Origin of the sequence: Streptomyces sp. PA03-1a (genome assembly GCF_033792805.1) — a bacterium.
GTDB lineage: Bacteria > Actinomycetota > Actinomycetes > Streptomycetales > Streptomycetaceae > Actinacidiphila.
This window is the reverse complement of record NZ_JARAVO010000070.1, coordinates 1-15,465: the sequence shown is the minus strand read 5'-3', so window position 1 is coordinate 15,465 and position 15,465 is coordinate 1. Positions and strand designations below refer to the sequence as shown.

General features: G+C 68.4%; 14 protein-coding genes and 1 pseudogene. 7 read left to right on the top strand and 8 right to left on the bottom strand.

From position 1 onward, the window contains the following. The first annotated feature begins 20 nt into the window (after nucleotides 1-20). Nucleotides 21-1,529 carry a glycerol kinase GlpK gene (glpK, locus tag PV341_RS17805; RefSeq protein WP_500322286.1) on the top strand — a complete coding sequence of 503 codons (1,509 nt, stop codon included), beginning with the start codon at nucleotides 21-23 and terminating at the stop codon, nucleotides 1,527-1,529. Here glpK and PV341_RS17800 read toward each other — a convergent pair. Then, nucleotides 1,513-2,394: a PhzF family phenazine biosynthesis isomerase gene (locus PV341_RS17800; protein WP_500358321.1), complete on the bottom strand. Its 882-nt coding sequence runs from the start codon at nucleotides 2,392-2,394 to the stop codon at nucleotides 1,513-1,515. The genes glpK and PV341_RS17800 overlap by 17 nt on opposite strands. Nucleotides 2,395-2,489: 95 nt before the next feature. Between PV341_RS17800 and PV341_RS17795 the strand changes: the two genes are divergently transcribed. After that, nucleotides 2,490-3,404: a LysR family transcriptional regulator gene (locus PV341_RS17795; RefSeq protein ID WP_500322282.1), complete on the top strand. Its 915-nt coding sequence runs from the start codon at nucleotides 2,490-2,492 to the stop codon at nucleotides 3,402-3,404. A 59-nt stretch (nucleotides 3,405-3,463) separates the two neighbouring features. Here PV341_RS17795 and PV341_RS17790 read toward each other — a convergent pair whose 3' ends face one another. The 4 genes from PV341_RS17790 to PV341_RS17775 form a co-directional block, all read right to left on the bottom strand. After that, the gene (locus PV341_RS17790) at nucleotides 3,464-3,859 is read right to left on the bottom strand and encodes a GNAT family N-acetyltransferase (RefSeq protein ID WP_500358319.1); all 396 of its coding nucleotides are present in this window, start codon (nucleotides 3,857-3,859) and stop codon (nucleotides 3,464-3,466) included. 268 nt (nucleotides 3,860-4,127) lie between these two features. Continuing rightward, complete coding sequence (locus tag PV341_RS17785) at nucleotides 4,128-4,373, bottom strand: hypothetical protein (protein WP_499511519.1); 246 nt, start codon at nucleotides 4,371-4,373, stop codon at nucleotides 4,128-4,130. Nucleotides 4,374-4,533: 160 nt separating this feature from the next. Beyond that, entirely contained in the window at nucleotides 4,534-4,905 is a 372-nt protein-coding gene (locus PV341_RS17780) for an ankyrin repeat domain-containing protein (protein ID WP_500322280.1), read from the bottom strand. A 274-nt stretch (nucleotides 4,906-5,179) separates the two neighbouring features. Then, nucleotides 5,180-5,461 carry a hypothetical protein gene (locus tag PV341_RS17775; protein WP_500322279.1) on the bottom strand — a complete coding sequence of 94 codons (282 nt, stop codon included), beginning with the start codon at nucleotides 5,459-5,461 and terminating at the stop codon, nucleotides 5,180-5,182. Nucleotides 5,462-5,659: 198 nt separating this feature from the next. Here PV341_RS17775 and PV341_RS17770 point away from each other — a divergent pair, with 198 nt between their 5' ends. Further along, a complete protein-coding gene (locus PV341_RS17770) occupies nucleotides 5,660-6,022 on the top strand; it encodes a hypothetical protein (RefSeq protein WP_500358318.1) in 363 nt (120 codons plus the stop codon). A 468-nt stretch (nucleotides 6,023-6,490) separates the two neighbouring features. Here PV341_RS17770 and PV341_RS17765 read toward each other — a convergent pair whose 3' ends face one another. Further along, nucleotides 6,491-6,619 (bottom strand): hypothetical protein, encoded by a 129-nt coding sequence (locus tag PV341_RS17765; protein ID WP_500358316.1) that lies wholly within the window; start codon nucleotides 6,617-6,619, stop codon nucleotides 6,491-6,493. A 688-nt stretch (nucleotides 6,620-7,307) separates the two neighbouring features. Here PV341_RS17765 and PV341_RS17760 point away from each other — a divergent pair. Together PV341_RS17760 and PV341_RS17755 are read left to right on the top strand one after the other, a co-directional pair. Further along, entirely contained in the window at nucleotides 7,308-8,546 is a 1,239-nt protein-coding gene (locus PV341_RS17760) for an IS256 family transposase (RefSeq protein ID WP_500358315.1), read from the top strand. A 238-nt stretch (nucleotides 8,547-8,784) separates the two neighbouring features. Then, on the top strand, nucleotides 8,785-9,240 hold the full coding sequence (locus PV341_RS17755) for a hypothetical protein (RefSeq protein WP_500358314.1): 456 nt from the start codon (nucleotides 8,785-8,787) through the stop codon (nucleotides 9,238-9,240). 998 nt (nucleotides 9,241-10,238) lie between these two features. On the opposite strand, the gene PV341_RS17750 is transcribed toward PV341_RS17755, so the two are convergent. After that, nucleotides 10,239-10,688: a hypothetical protein gene (locus PV341_RS17750; protein WP_500322276.1), complete on the bottom strand. Its 450-nt coding sequence runs from the start codon at nucleotides 10,686-10,688 to the stop codon at nucleotides 10,239-10,241. A 790-nt stretch (nucleotides 10,689-11,478) separates the two neighbouring features. On the opposite strand from PV341_RS17750, the pseudogene PV341_RS17745 reads away from it, so the two are divergent. Then, nucleotides 11,479-11,835: pseudogene (locus tag PV341_RS17745) on the top strand (site-specific integrase); the annotation flags it as partial. Between the two features lie 80 nt (nucleotides 11,836-11,915). Here the strand turns inward: PV341_RS17745 and glnA2 are convergent. Next, a complete protein-coding gene (glnA2, locus tag PV341_RS17740; protein ID WP_500322275.1) occupies nucleotides 11,916-13,277 on the bottom strand; it encodes a gamma-glutamylpolyamine synthetase GlnA2 in 1,362 nt (453 codons plus the stop codon). Nucleotides 13,278-13,548: 271 nt separating this feature from the next. Between glnA2 and PV341_RS17735 the strand changes: the two genes are divergently transcribed. After that, nucleotides 13,549-15,306 carry an NAD+ synthase gene (locus PV341_RS17735; protein WP_500358313.1) on the top strand — a complete coding sequence of 586 codons (1,758 nt, stop codon included), beginning with the start codon at nucleotides 13,549-13,551 and terminating at the stop codon, nucleotides 15,304-15,306. Nucleotides 15,307-15,465 lie beyond the last annotated feature (159 nt).

Genomic DNA, 15,465 nt, shown 5'->3' with positions numbered 1-15,465 from the left:
TCGGAAAGCAGGCCCCGATCATGGTTGAACGGTATGTGATGTCCATCGACCAGGGCACCACCTCCACCCGATGCATCCTGTTCGACCACCGGGGGCGCCTGGTGTCGGTGGCCCAGCGCGAGCACCAGCAGCACTTCCCCAGGCCCGGCTGGGTCGAGCACGACGCCCTGGAGATCTGGCGCAACCTCGAGCGCATCGTGCCGCAGGCGTTGTCCTCCGCCGAGATCGCGGCGGAGGAGGTCGCCGCGATCGGCATCGCCAACCAGCGGGAGACGACCGTGCTGTGGGACCGGAGCACGGGCGTACCGCTGGGCCGGGCGATCGTCTGGCAGGACACCCGCACCGCGCCGCTCGTCGAGCGGCTGCGCAAGGACCCCGGCGACGACTTCTTCCTGGAGCGCTGCTGCCTGCCGCCCTCCACCTACTTCTCCGCGCCGCGGATCCGCTGGCTCTTCGACGAGGTGCGCGGGCTGGAGCAGCGCGCCCGCGACGGCGAGGTGCTGTTCGGGACGATGGAGACCTGGCTGATCTGGAACCTGACGGGCGGGGTCGACGGTGGTCTGCACATCACCGACGCCACCAACGCCAGCCGCACCATGCTGATGAACATCCACTCGCTGACCTGGGACCAGGACCTGCTGGACTTCTTCGGCGTCCCCCGCGCGATGCTCCCGGAGATCCACGCCTCCGCCGAGAACTACGGCGCGGCCCGGACGGTCCTGCCCGGGGTCCGCATCACCGCCGCCCTCGGCGACCAGCAGGCGGCGCTCTTCGGCCAGACCTGCTTCTCCCCCGGCGAGGCGAAGTGCACCTACGGGACCGGCAGTTTCCTGCTGCTCAACACCGGGACCACGATGATCAGGTCGCGGCACGGGCTGCTCTCCACCGTCGCGTACAAGATCGACGACCAGCCGACGGTCTACGCCCTGGAGGGCTCGATCGCCGTCACCGGCTCGCTGGTGCAGTGGTTCCGCGACCGCCTCGGGCTGATCAGCAGCGCCCCGGAGATCGAGACCCTCGCCCTCACCGTCGCGGACAACGGCGGCTGCTACATCGTGCCCGCCTTCTCCGGTCTCTTCGCCCCGCACTGGCGCAGCGACGCCCGGGGCGTCATCGTCGGCCTCACCTCGTACATCACCAAGGGGCACCTCGCCCGGGCCGTCCTGGAGGCCACCGGCTGGCAGACCCGCGAGGTCGTCGACGCCATGAACGCCGACTCCTCACTCGGGCTGAAGGAGCTCAAGGTCGACGGCGGCATGACCGCGGACAACCTGCTGATGCAGTTCATCGCCGACGTCCTCGACGTCCCCGTGGTCCGCCCCATGGTCGCCGAGACCGTGTCCCTGGGCGCCGCCTACGCCGCCGGTCTCGCCTCGGGCTACTGGCCGGACCTGAAGGTGCTGCGGAACAACTGGCACCGCGCCGGGCAGTGGCTGCCCGACATGGACCCGGGGCACCGCGACGCCGAGTACGAGAACTGGCAGCGCGCCGTCGAGCGCTCCATCGGGTGGATCAGACAGCCCCCGTGACCGCCGGCGGGCCCAGGCGCACCGCCCGGCCGGTCACCCGGACGCGCGGGTCCCGTGGGTCGACGCCCACGAGCAGCTCGCTCGGGCGGCCCATGTCCTCGCCCTGCCGCACGACCACCCGGGCCGCCTCCGGCACCAGGTCCAGCTCGCGCAGGTAACCGCCGAACGCCGCCGCGGCCGCGCCGGTCGCCGGGTCCTCGACGACCCCGCCCACCGGGAAGGGGTCGCGGGCGTGGAAGCGGTCCGCGGCCTCCCGCCACACCAGGTGCACCGTGGTCCACCCGTGGCGGCGCATCACGCCGGCCAGGGCGTCGAAGTCGTACGCCAGGTCCGCCAGCCGGGCCCGCTCCGCGGCGGCCAGCACCAGGTGGTGGACCCCTCCGAAGGCCACGTGCGGCGGCAGCGCGGGGTCCAGCTCGCCCCGCTCCCAGCCCAGCGCGGCGAGCGCCGCGTCCAGCTCGGCGTCCTCGGCCGGGCGTGAGCGGGTCGGCACGCTGGTGAGCGTGGCGTGCAGCGTCCCCTCGTCACCGGCCGTCAGCACGGGAATCTCCCCAGCCGGGGTGTCGAAGACCAGCTCACCGGGGCCGATGCGCTCCGCCAGCGCGACGGCGGTCGCGACGGTCGCGTGGCCGCAGAAGTCGACCTCGGCGAGGGGGCTGAAGTAGCGGAGGGTGAACCGCCGGCGGGCGGGGTCCGCGGCCGTGACGAACGCCGTCTCGGAGTAGCCGACCTCGGCGGCGAGGGCGAGCATCCGTTCCTCGTCGAGGTCCGACGCGTCGAGGACGACGCCGGCCGGATTGCCGCCCGCAGGGTCGGAACTGAAGGCGGTGTAGCGCAGCACGTCGGTGCGGGTCCCAGGTGTCATGCCGTCCACGCTGTCACACCGGGTTCCATTGACAGAAACGATGGTTCTTCATCACCACGATTGATGGGACCGATCGCAGCGGTTACGGTCGAGCCGTGGACACCCGACTGCTCACCACCTTCCTCACCCTGGCGAGGACGGGGAACTTCACCGGCGCGGCCGCCGAACTGCACCTGTCGCAGTCCACCGTGACGGCGCAGATCAAGTCCCTGGAGAAGGAGCTGGGCGTACGGCTCTTCGACCGCATGCCGCGCGGCGCACAGCTCACCGGGGCCGGACGGCGCCTGATGACGGAGGCCGAGGGCGTCCTCGAAGCGGAGACGCGCCTGCGCGGCACGGCGGCCGGGGACGCCCGGTCGGGCGGGACCGTCGTCCTCGGCGCCGGGGACACGCTCTGCTCGACGCACGTGCCCCGGATCGTCGCCGCCCTGCGGCGCACCCACCCCGGCATCGACGTCCACCTCCACCCGGCGGGCAGCGACGCGGCCGTGGAGGGACTGCGGGCCGGGCGGCTCGACGTCGCCCTGCTGCTGGAGGACCAGGTCGCCCTTGCCGACATGACCGCACGCCCGCTCGCCGCCGAACCGCTGGTCCTCATCGCCGCCCCCGGCCACCCGCTGGCCGCGCTCGACCGGCCCGTCACCTGGGCGGAACTCGCCAGGGAGACCTTCTTCCTCCACGAGGAGGGCTGCTCCTACAGCGACCGCGTCGCGCGCGAACTCCTCGGCGTCCGCGACGCCCGGCCGCGGCTGACCCGGTTCGGCAGCAGCGAGGCCGCCCGCACCTGCGTGGCCGCGGGCCTCGGGCTCGGCGTCCTCCCCCGCGCCACCGTCCGCACCGCCCTGCGCGAGGGCACCCTGACCGCCGTCCCCGGGCCCGGCCTCCCCGACGTGCCCGTCCAGCTCGTCCGCCGGCGCGGCCGCTGGACCTCCCCGGCGGTCCAGGCCGTCCTCGACGCGCTGACGGACCACTTCGCGCGGCACGGAAACGGGGGCTCGGCGGTCGAGTAGGCCACCGCCCCGGCAGCGTGCGGGTACGGCCGTGGTCACGCCCGGGCGGAGCAGTCGTGTCAGCGTTCGAGGTTCCGCTTGAACCAGTGGTGCGCGTACGGCTCGGTGCTGAACGCCTCGACCTCCACGAATCCCGCAGTCTCGTAGAGGCGTCTGGCCTCCGCGAGCGTGCGGTTCGTCTCCAGTCGCAGCGTCCGCATCCCGCGGAGGACCGCCTCGTCGGCGAGACGCCCGAGGATGCGGCGGCCCAAGCCGAGGCCGCGAACGTCCGGGGATGCCCACATCCGCTTCACCTCCGCGATCCGCGTCTCGGGGTGAAGCTTGAGCGCCCCGCACCCCACCGGGGAGCCCTGCGCGCTCGCCACCAGGAGCAATCCGTCCGGCAGCGTCATCTCCTCGTCGCTCGCGGAGAGGCTCTGGGCGGGGTCGAAGCCCGTGTCGAACCGCCGTCCCAACTCCTCGACCGAGCTGGCCTACACGGGCTCCGGCTACGGCATGTTCCGGGCACGCTCGACCTCCGTCGGAGATTGGGAGAAGTTCTTGATCTCCTGACCGACCGACTGGTCATGACCACGGGTCAGGGCCGGGCGAGCTGAGACACGACCGCACGGAAGTCGGGCAGGGGGCGAGGCGTTTCGCCCCCTGCCCGGCTGCGACGCTCGCGGCACGCCTGTGTCATCAGTGGCCGCCGGTCGCCCGGCGGGCGCCGCCGACGCGCCGTGGTCAGGAACTCTCGACGAAGCGGACGGACCACGCGTAGCCGCTCAGGCAGTCGTGTGGGACTCGTCGGACTTCTCTGACCTGGCAACCATCGTGGGCGTACTTGCGGGCGAACCGGTCCAGGCGCTGCGCCTCGGTGAGATCCTCCATGGACAGCGGTGCTCCGACGACGAGGTCTTCGTGGATGACCTCTTCCTGCGCGCCACCGTCCGAGCAGGAAGAGCAATGATGCGTTTTGGGTAGGGCCATGGCATCAGTGTCCTCCTCACGCGGCTGCCCCGACGTACACAGCGCGATGGCCGCGCACCGTGCCGTGCGCGGCCCGACCGCGCTACCCCCGTACGGAGCGACGGCGGTGAGCTTCCCGGATGGGTCCCTGCGGATGGGCCAGTGACGGCCCAGGTTACCTCTATGAGATCTCGGATGGCAGTCCAGCGCCGTGGAGCCGCGCCCACGCGCGCAGCAGCCCCTCTGCCAGCCAGTGGCCGTTCATCGAAGCAATGTCCTCGGCCGTGCGGCCCTCCACATCACGAACGGTGAAGTCCACGTCGGCGATGAGCAGGTAAGCGACGCAGTCAACGTATGCCCGACCCCTACGCTCGGACCAGGCCCGTTCGATCTCGGCTGCAACAGCGTGGTGCAGGAGCGTCATACCCCGATGATCGGGGCGATTGCGATCGAAGAGCTTGGTCTCGACACTCGTGCGGAGGCTGTCGAGGTGCCCACGCCGCGCCGCGTCGATGGCCATGCGCCAAATGCGGTCACTTTGTTCGGCGTTCACAGTCCCTCCCAGGTGCGGGCCGCTCGTACTGTACCGAGCAGGCCGTGGGACGACGCCGGGCCGGATCGCATCGTCCTTGGGAGGTTCTTGCGGAGCTCGAAGGCCGTGAACCTCGGAGCGGTACTCCTCCCACTCCTGCTTCAGGTCACCTGGCCACGCAGCTCTGTGGCCTGCGGTTAGCGGTCGATGGTGGAGTGGGTTTCCCGGCACCTAACCTGATCCGCGGCCGTTCGTGGCGGTTTGTCGCGCAGTTGGACATTCAGCCCGCATCCCTCTACAGGCCGCGTAGCGCCTCATAGAGATCGCCGTAGGCTGTCCAACAGTCGATGCTGCCGTCGTCGTACAGGCTGCCCATGTACCAGTCGTCATCATCGACAGGCTTCACGATGCACAGGCTGTGGAACCCGAGAACGATCTCCGGGTGCAGCACATCGTGGGCGTCGGAGGCGACCCACTTCACTGCCCGGTGTGGGTCCAGGACAACTGCCTCTTGGTCGCCGGACACGTCGCGGATCCGCTGAAGCGTCCAACCCGGGGGTAGCTGTGCGTCTGCCATCCACGGATGATCTCACGCGCCAGGTGTGCAACAGAGCTGTACGAGCGCTGATGCCCCTCTCGACGGTCGCTGAGGACTGCCAGGCACATCGGATAGTTACTCAAGCCCCATCAAGGATGGCTAGGGTCGTCGTGGTTGCCGTACGTCGCTGCTGTCGCCTCGGCCTGCCGCACCGGAGCACCTCGCTACTCTGAGCACATGGCGCACCCGGCTCAGCAGTACTACAAACCCGACCTGAGTGACGGAGAAGAACGTGCGCTGCTTCGCCGGAACTACCTCCTGCTCATGACAGGGCAGGCCGCATTGCGGCTGATCGGCCCAGATCTCCTAGGGCTGGCTGTTGAGCCTCGGCAAGGTGAGGTCGTCATCCATGCCGCAATACGCAGAGAGACACCCGAAGTGCTCGAGGATCTGGACGACATAGCCGGCGACCTCGACGGCTTCCTGCAAGGCGGCCCCGAAGCCCGGTCGGCCATCACACGGCGTGTACACATCGGTCCCCCCGACGCGACCACATGGCCGGGCTTCGCCCATGCGCTTCTCTACATCGCCAAGACGTAGAGAAGTACGTGGCCCCAGTCTGAAACGCTGAGGCTCCGGCCACGCCTCACCCGGGTAGGCCCTGAACTGCGGCAATGCGGCGGTGTCGCCGCCGTTCCCCGTAATTCCCCGCATGGTCCCGCCCGACGTGGCACGCGTGTGGCACGCGCTCCTCGACGCGAACTGCGGGCGCGACGTCGCTGAGTTTGGGTCATGACCTGTCTCCCTGGACTGCGCGATGCTGGTCCAGGTGGTGCTGGAACCCGGTGCGTCCCGCCTCAGTCCTTGACCGGTTCCACTCGAATGGGATCAGCTCCGCCCAGGTAGAGCATGCACCCCGCGTCCTCGTAACGGAGCGGCCTCTTCGTCCCGAAGCAATGCGCGCGACCGCGTGACCTGGGACTGCACTCTTCCTGAGCTGCGAGAACGGTCCGCAGACGTCCGTGGTTGTGCGCCTCGGTGCGGGGTGGTTGTAGCGCAGTTAGACACTCAGTGGAACGACTTCGGATCCTGCGTTGATTTGGCGCCGAGCTCACCCACGGGCCCCGTGACCGGCAGCGACTCGCGCAATTGTGCCTCTGGATCCCAGTCGGCCGGCTTGTCCTTGGCGGTCCCCATCCATGGGTACCCCTGGGCAATCCACTCGTTGCGGGCGTTGATCAGGCCCGTGTCCGTTGAGTCCTCGTACCCGAACTCGATCCCGCAGCACCCACAGATCTCGAAGGTCGCGACGTCCCCGCTCTCACCCCACGGCGCGTACGCAAGGGCGAACCCGCAAACTGGGCAATGTTTCCCCGGCCTCTTGCTTCGTACTCTGCCTACCCTACTGAGATCCCTACTCGTCGGCTGTAGGCACATTGCCCTGGCACAGCTCGGGCCCTGAGCTCGGGAATCACCGGGCCCCTGGCCTGGCTCATGAGCCTGACCTGCGAGGACGACTGCGTCATGAGTGAGCTGCGGCTCGTGTCGCGACCTTTGTTGACTGGTGATTACCGCTGGCTCTGGTGCTCGTCTGGTGCGGCGATGCGTGGGATCCCGGCTTCGGGTCCGGGTGTCAGTGGGTGGCGCTATCTTCGCTGCTCAGTGATGCGCCGGTTCGATGCTTCCGACGAGGAGCACGGCGGCCAAGGGGGGTGGCCGGATAGGAATCCCCGGACCCTCGTGGTCCCGGGTTGCGTCCTTGGACGTGGTGTAGCGGGTTGGACCTGATGCGGGGGTTTGCTCCGGCGTCTGGGTTGGTGCCCGCATAGTCAAACGGCCACCGGCTGATCTTCGAAGTGTCGAAGCCTCGAAGGAGATCAGCACGATGACCGCACCTGACAGTCTGCCCCTGCACGCTCTGACCGAGGAGAACCTCGCTGCGGCGAGTCCCGATCTGTTGCGCGCGATGGTCAAAACGTTTGCCGACGCGCTCATGTCCGCGGAGGCCGATAGCCTCTGCAACGCCGAATACGGGCAGGTCAGCGACGAACGCGTCAACCACCGCAACGGATATCGCCCCCGAGAGTGGGACACCAGGGCCGGCACCGTCGAACTGGCCATCCCCAAGCTCCGCAGCGGCAGCTACTTCCCGCACTGGCTGCTGGAACGACGCCGCAGGGCCGAGCAGGCCCTGATCTCGGTGGTCGCCACCGCCTACCTGCTCGGGGTCTCCACCCGCCGGGTCGAGAAACTCGCCGAGTCCCTCGGCGTCACCCAGCTGTCGAAGTCCCAGGTCAGCGCCATGTCCAAGCACCTGGACGAACAGGTCACCGCGTTCCGCAACCGGCCCCTGGACGCCGGCCCCTACACCTTCGTCTGGGTCGACGCCCTGACCCAGAAGGTCCGCGAAGGCGGCCGGATCATCAACGTTCACGCGCTGGTCGCCGTCGGTGTCAACGCCGACAGACACCGCGAGATCCTCGGCCTGGACGTCGCCACTGCCGAGGACGGCGCCGGCTGGCTGGCCTTCCTGCGCTCGCTGATCGCCCGCGGCCTGAACGGCGTCCGACTCGTCGTCTCCGACGCCCACGCCGGACTCGTCGACGCCATCGGAGCCGTCCTGCCCGGCGCGAGTTGGCAACGTTGCCGCACCCACTACGCCCGCAACCTGCTCTCGCAAGTCCCGAAGTCGGCCCAGCCGTGGGTGGCCACGCTGCTGCGGACGGTCTTCGAACAGCCCGACGCCACCGCAGTCCACACCCAGCTGAAGCAGGTCCTGGACGCCCTGGACAAGAAGTTCCCCAAGGCCGCCGAACACCTGGATGCCGCCCAGCACGACCTGCTGGCCTTCACCGCATTCCCCCGCGAGATCTGGCGGCAGATCTGGTCCAACAACCCCCAAGAACGGCTGAACAAGGAGATCCGACGGCGCACCGACGTGGTCGGGATCTTCCCGGACCGCACCGCCGTGATCCGCCTGGTCGGCGCGGTCCTAGCCGAGCAGAACGACGAGTGGACCGAGGCCCGCCGCTACATGGGCCGCGACCTGCTGGCCAAAGCCCGCCTCCACCCGATCGAGTCAGAAACCCACGACACCGCCCTGCCCACCACACTCACCGCCTAGCCTCAAAACGAGATCACCGAGTGGCCGTCGATACACCACTCCCACGGACGTGACCTGGTCCCGGGACGCCGAAAGGCTCCGACACCACCCCCCTCATGACCTTCTGATCCGTAGCTCTGTAGAGATCGGTCATTGAAGGTCATACAGGCTGTGGGGAGCACTATGAGGGCCGGGAGTGCTGCCGGTTGCTGGGGTTGCTGTACTTCACTGCTGCACCGCGCACTCCCACTTCTTCCGGATGATCACCCGGGACCGCCCCGATCTTGCGTACAGCTCATGTTCCCGATACAACCGCCTGGAAGGGGGAGCGATGCTGGGAGATCTACTCGGTGGGCTGCTAGGAGGTCTGGCCGGAGACCGCATCATCAAGAGGCGAGGCGAGCGGCTGGCCAAGGACGGAAAGGTCGAATGCGGCCTCCGCGTCCTGTCCGGCACCCACTACCGGGCGTCAAGCCGTTGGATGCACAGCACCGCGCAGCTGTCACCTGGGCTTATCACCATGGGCGGGATTGTCGTCCGGATCACAGAACTCAATGCGATGAACCCAAGGCGGCCCACCGGCAAGGAAGTCTGGTCAGTGAGTCCCCAGACGGCCATCGTGCGTGTGGTCACTTCGACAGGGGCGGTCTTTGAGTGGGCTGTACTGGCCGAGCGACTGCCGTGGGCGCTGGAACAGGTACGCGTCGAGACCTGAGCACAAGCGCCTCCAGCGGGTCAGGATTCGAGCGACGCCGAGACAACACGCTTTCCAACTGTGGTGGTGGGGTCGTGGGGTGTGTACGGAGGCGTTCACCTGCGTTCATGGGCGGCTGGCTGTCGATGTGGAGATGGCTGGAAGTCTCGACTGAACGGCCGTGAACGGGGCTGAATGAGAGGGAAACCGAGCCGGTCGCCATGGTCCTAGAGCTGACCTTCCCACCATGGCACGTCCAGGCTGTCAGCCGGGATGACCTTGGCCCTTGCCAGAATCTTTCTGTCGAGGGCCCGCACGAGGGCACGCAACTCACGCGCACTCTTCCTGGGCAGCGCGTGAAGCACAGTTTCGAGGTGCTCACGGAAGCCGGCGCCGTAACACCCGCACTCATGGACGCCGCAGTCGGGACCTGAGAGGGGGTCTACAAGTTGCCTGAGGGGGCCATCGGCATAAGCCTGCCAGTGCCAGAACGCTTCTTCTGTAGCTTCGGGCCAAAAGCGGGTCCGCTCTAGCCGACGTAGATCAGCTGTGCAAGATCCTGAAAGACGATCAATGAACGGGTAGCGTCGCCGCCTCCAGCGGCGGATAGGGAGGTCGCCCCGCAGGGCTGACGGGCGCCTACGCGGCATTGCCCCTTCGGTTGTCGGTCATGGGGGCAAGCTACAGAACCACGCGTCAGACGGCCACCGCATATCCGGTGGCCGGAGCACTGAGCTTGGGAATCACGAGAGGCATCGGATTCCCCCTGACCGGCCCCAACGGGCTGCCTGCGCCGCAGCATCGGCACTTGTCGACGACCTTGATTGACCGCGGTTCACCCGCACTCGAACGTCCAATCTTGCCGTTGTCTGCCGTCGTTGATGTCAGCGTTGGATGTCAAAGACCCGCCGAACAATAAGACCAGACCAGGGCTACGGATTCCCCCTCCACCCCTATCCCGGCCTCAAGGTGCGGGTGTGCACCGTCCAGGATGCCGTTCTCGGCGAGCGCCGCGCGGACTACTGACGTATCCAGCAGTACAAGCCGTGTCCCTGAGCGACGGCTCGCTTCGCGAGGGCCGCCAACTGCTGGAGGAAGTCGACAAGATGTTCTGTGTCGGGGGGAGTCGTGAAGCGGGCCGAGCGGGACCAGCCGTAGGCAACGTCGCCTAGAAACGCTTGATCGATGGTTGCGAGTGCGTCACGGAAGGCGTCAGTGAGCGACACGCTGACAACCTCACCGCCCCCCACCGTTGCGACCACGTGGCCGTGCCGAGAGTCGGACTTGATCACGCCTGCGGGTCGTCCTGTGATGACAAACTCGACAGTCAGCAGATCGGTAGTCGGGTCAATGCCCTTCACCACGAGTCCGTCGTACCCGCTACCGCTAGGCTCGCCATCCACACGCACGACCGCTCGGCCCGCATCTTGATCGTCGGCAGCGGTGTAATAACCGAAAAGCGTTCCCATGCACCGGATCATGACACGCGCCGGCAAGAGTTGGACGACGTCACGCCAGTCCAGCAACCATGGCCCGTGGACATCAATCACAAAATGGTGCGCATCGATCTTGAAAACCGTCGTGGCATCGATGTCACCGTGGGTTCAAATCCCACACTCTCCGCAGTAGGCCGACGAAGGCGCTAGACAGAAGGGGTGCCCCGAGACACGGGGGTGCCCCTTCTTCGTGCTCGATGGCACCGCGGTTCCCCGCGGTTTCCCGTGCGATCGGGCACGCCTGGGGCACGGGCTGGGATGGAGTGCACGTCGGCCGCATAGGCTGTTGCCCGATGAGGTCGCCCGCACGGTAAAGGACGGGACCCGGGGTGCGGACAGGGTCGTCTGCCTCATCCATCTATGGTCGCGGTGGACAACCAGTTTGGAACGCTAAGGCTGCGGACCCTGCCTCACCTGGGCGGACGCTGCCTGCAGCAAAGCGACCCCGTCACCGCTGTTCGCCGCGGGTCCCCGTTCGGCACCGCCTCACCTGGCACGGCATTGGCACGCCCGATCCCGGAACGCCGACCAGTCGCCTGGGGGTGGTGATGGTTGGTCGTGGGCGCGGAGGTTGCTGTACATCGCTGCTGTACAGCGTCCGTTTACGGTGACGCGTGCACCGGGGACGCTGAGCTGCGAGGGCATCGAGCTGAGCTTCCCGCCGGATCTGGCGGCAGTCAGTCGGAATCAGAGAGCCAAGGTCGGGCGTCCTCAAGTGCAGCTTCCGTGAGGGCGGGAGACAGTTCTGCGGACGCCCAGACCGCTGTTCTTCTCGCTGCCAGGTGGCGGGGCGGTCCGCCGTACCGACTTCAACACCCGAGCCTGCAAGCCTGCACTCGCCGCTGCCGGGCTGATCCCCAACCCTGTGGACGGCGGCCGGTACGAGTCTGCGCGCGAGCACGGCATGCACGCGCTGCGGCACTTCTACGCCTCCGTGCTCCTGGACGCAGGCGAGAACGTCAAAGCCCTGAGCAGCTACCTGGGTCACACCGAGGCGGGGTTCACGCTTCGCGTCTACACGCACTTGATGCCGAGCAGCAAGGGACGGACACGCCGGGCCGTCGACAGACTCTACGAAGCTGCGCACCCGGCGCCAGACGGCCCACAGACCGCCCAGAGCGAAAGAGACGACTCCGGGCCGGCAGCATCGCGCTGCCGGCCCGGATCAGGTCGTACCGAGAAGACCCCGCTGGCCTGCGGCTACAGGTTCGGGAGGTTCTTGCGGAGCTCGAAGGCCGTGACCTCGGAGCGGTACTCCTCCCACTCCTGCTTCTTGTTGCGCAGGAAGAAGTCGAAGACGTGCTCCCCGAGCGTCTCGGCGACCAGTTCGCTGCGCTCCATGAGGGAGATGGCCTCGCCGAGGTTCTGCGGGAGGGGCTGGATGCCGAGGGCGCGGCGCTCGCCGTCGGAGAGGGCCCATACGTCGTCGTCGGCGCCGGGCGGGAGCTCGTAGCCCTCCTCGATGCCCTTGAGGCCGGCGGCCAGCAGGACGGCGTAGGTGAGGTACGGGTTGGCACCGGAGTCGATGGAGCGGACCTCGACCCGGGTGGAGCCGGTCTTGCCGGGCTTGTACATCGGGACGCGGATGAGCGCGGACCGGTTGTTGTGGCCCCAGCAGATGTACGACGGGGCCTCGCCGCCGGCGCCCGCGGTGCGGTTGGCGCCGCCCCAGATGCGCTTGTACGAGTTGACCCACTGGTTGGTCACCGCGGAGATCTCGTCGGCGTGCCGCAGCAGGCCCGCGATGAAGGAGCGGCCGACCTTCGACAGCTGGTACTCGGCGCCGGACTCGTGGAAGGCGTTGCGGTCGCCCTCGAAGAGGGACAGGTGCGTGTGCATGCCGGAGCCGGGGTGCTGGCTGAAGGGCTTGGGCATGAACGTGGCGTTCACGCCCTGCTCCAGCGCGACCTGCTTCATGACCAGGCGGAAGGTCATGATGTTGTCGGCGGTGGACAGCGCGTCCGCGTAGCGCAGGTCGATCTCCTGCTGGCCGGGGGCACCCTCGTGGTGGGAGAACTCCACCGAGATGCCCATCGACTCCAGCATCGTGATGGCCTGGCGGCGGAAGTCCTGGCCCACGTTCTGCGGGGTGTGGTCGAAGTAGCCGGAGTTGTCGGCGGGCAGCGGCACGCTGCCGTCCAGCGGCAGGTTCTTCAGCAGGAAGAACTCGATCTCGGGGTGCGTGTAGAAGGTGAACCCGAGGTCGGAGGCCTTGGCCAGGGACCGCTTGAGGACGAAGCGGGGGTCGGCGTACGACGGGGAGCCGTCCGGCATGAGGATGTCGCAGAACATCCGGGCGGTGCCGGGCGCCTCGGCGCGCCACGGGAGGATCTGGAAGGTGCCGGGATCGGGCTTGGCGATCATGTCCGACTCGTACACCCGCGCGAAGCCCTCGATCGCCGACCCGTCGAAGCCGATGCCCTCGTCGAAGGCCTGCTCCAGCTCGGCAGGCGCCACGGCGACCGACTTGAGGTAGCCCAGCACGTCGGTGAACCACAGCCGCACGAATCGGATGTCGCGTTCTTCGAGGGTACGGAGCACGAACTCCTGCTGCTTATCCATAGCTATCCAACCTCACAGGTCATGGGGGCCTGTTGTCCGTGCCGGCTCGAGCGAGGGCCAGACCAGTATCACGTCACGGGGTTACCGGTCTGTTTCGGCGGCGGCCGGGACCGCCGGACACCCCTCGCCACCATTGTGATGCACCCTTGCGATCTTGACACAGGGGGCCGACCCCGGAAAGGCCCGTCCGCCACGGCTTCCCGGGCCGAGTGCGCGACCCCACAGGCGTCGCCCACGACATCGCGTCGGTTTGACGATTACACTGGGCGGCGTGCCTCAACTTCGCCTCGCCCTGAATCAGATCGACTCCACCGTCGGCGACCTCGCCGGGAACGCGGAGTCGGTCGTGCGCTGGACCCGGCACGCGGCCGAACAGGGAGCCCACCTCGTGGCCTTCCCGGAGATGGCGCTGACCGGGTACCCCGTGGAGGACCTCGCCCTGCGCTCCTCCTTCGTCGAAGCCAGCCGTGCCGCCCTGGAGGCCCTCGCCGAGCGCCTGGCGGCCGAGGGCTTCGGAGAGCTGCCGGTGGTCCTCGGCTACCTCGACCGCAGCGAGAAGGCCCAGCCCCGCTACGGCCAGCCCGCGGGCTCACCGCGCAACGCCGCCGCCGTGCTGCACGGCGGGAAGGTCGTGCTGAAGTTCGCCAAGCACCACCTGCCGAACTACGGCGTCTTCGACGAGTTCCGCTACTTCGTGCCCGGCGACACCCTCCCCGTGATCCGGGTGCACGGGGTCGACGTCGCCCTCGCCATCTGCGAGGACCTGTGGCAGGACGGCGGCCGGGTGCCCGCCACCCGCACCGCCGGCGCCGGTCTGCTGCTCTCCGTCAACGCCTCCCCCTACGAGGTCGCCAAGGACGACACCCGCCTGGACCTGGTGCGCAAGCGCGCCCAGGAGGCCGGCTGCACCCTCGCCTACCTCGCCATGATCGGCGGGCAGGACGAGCTCGTCTTCGACGGCGACTCGATCGTCGTCTCCGAGGACGGTGAGGTGATCGCACGCGCCCCGCAGTTCGAGGAGGGTTGCGTCCTGGTCGACCTCGACCTGCCCGCCGCGGACGCCACCAAGGTGCCGGGCGGCATCGCCGACGACGGCCTGGAGATCGAGCACATCACCCTCTCCGCCGAGCCGCTCCCCGCGTACGAGCCCGAGGTGCACGGCGGCGAGGCCCCGCGGCTGGGCGACGACGAGGAGGTCTACACCGCGCTGGTCGTCGGCCTGCGGGCGTACGTCGCCAAGAACGGCTTCCGCTCCGTGCTGATCGGCCTCTCCGGCGGCATCGACTCCGCCCTGGTCGCGGCCATCGCCTGCGACGCGGTCGGGGCGGCCAACGTCTACGGCGTCTCCATGCCGTCGCGGTACTCCTCCGACCACTCCAAGGACGACGCCGCCGAACTGGCCCGGCGGACCGGGCTCAACTTCCGCACCGCGCCGATCGCCCCGATGTTCGACGCCTACATGGGCTCCCTGGGGCTGACCGGACTGGCGGAGGAGAACCTGCAGTCCCGGCTGCGCGGCACGATGCTCATGGCCATCTCCAACCAGGAGGGGCACATCGTCCTCGCCCCGGGCAACAAGAGCGAGCTCGCGGTCGGCTACTCCACGCTGTACGGCGACTCGGTCGGCGCGTACGGGCCCATCAAGGACGTCTACAAGACGACCGTCTTCCGCCTCGCGCAGTGGCGCAACCAGGCCGCGGCGGAGCGGGGCCAGACCCCGCCCATCCCCGAGAACTCCATCTCCAAGCCGCCCAGCGCGGAGCTGCGACCGGGCCAGGTCGACACGGACTCCCTGCCGGACTACGACGTCCTGGACCGGGTGCTGGCGATGTACGTCGACCAGGACAAGGGGCGCGATGCGATCGTCGCCGCCGGGTTCGACGGGGAGCTCGTGGCGAAGGTGCTGCGGATGGTGGACACGGCGGAGTACAAGCGGAGGCAGTATCCGCCGGGGACGAAGATCTCCGCGAAGGGGTTCGGGAAGGATCGGAGGCTCCCCATCACGAACCGCTGGCGCGAGCACGCGTAGCGAGTGCCCGGGGGTTGTGGTTGCGGCCCGGTGGTTGTGTGCGGGCGGCTGCGCCGGGCTGCCCGGTGGTTGTGTGCGGGCGGCTGCGCCGGGCTGCCCGGTGGTTGTGTGCAGGTTGTTTGCGCCTGCGGCGGGCTGTCCCCCGCCGCAGGCGCAAAC

Bases quoted from the DNA above. Each gene is read 5' to 3' on its own strand.
- glpK (WP_500322286.1), top strand. From the start codon at position 21: ATGGTTGAACGGTATGTGATGTCCATCGACCAGGGCACCACCTCCACC.
- PV341_RS17800 (WP_500358321.1), bottom strand. From the start codon at position 2,394: ATGACACCTGGGACCCGCACCGACGTGCTGCGCTACACCGCCTTCAGT.
- PV341_RS17785 (WP_499511519.1), bottom strand. From the start codon at position 4,373: ATGGCCCTACCCAAAACGCATCATTGCTCTTCCTGCTCGGACGGTGGC.
- PV341_RS17775 (WP_500322279.1), bottom strand. From the start codon at position 5,461: ATGGCAGACGCACAGCTACCCCCGGGTTGGACGCTTCAGCGGATCCGC.
- PV341_RS17770 (WP_500358318.1), top strand. From the start codon at position 5,660: ATGGCGCACCCGGCTCAGCAGTACTACAAACCCGACCTGAGTGACGGA.
- PV341_RS17765 (WP_500358316.1), bottom strand. From the start codon at position 6,619: ATGGGGACCGCCAAGGACAAGCCGGCCGACTGGGATCCAGAGGCACAA.
- PV341_RS17760 (WP_500358315.1), top strand. From the start codon at position 7,308: ATGACCGCACCTGACAGTCTGCCCCTGCACGCTCTGACCGAGGAGAAC.
- PV341_RS17755 (WP_500358314.1), top strand. From the start codon at position 8,785: ATGATCACCCGGGACCGCCCCGATCTTGCGTACAGCTCATGTTCCCGA.
- PV341_RS17750 (WP_500322276.1), bottom strand. From the start codon at position 10,688: ATGGGAACGCTTTTCGGTTATTACACCGCTGCCGACGATCAAGATGCG.
- glnA2 (WP_500322275.1), bottom strand. From the start codon at position 13,277: ATGGATAAGCAGCAGGAGTTCGTGCTCCGTACCCTCGAAGAACGCGAC.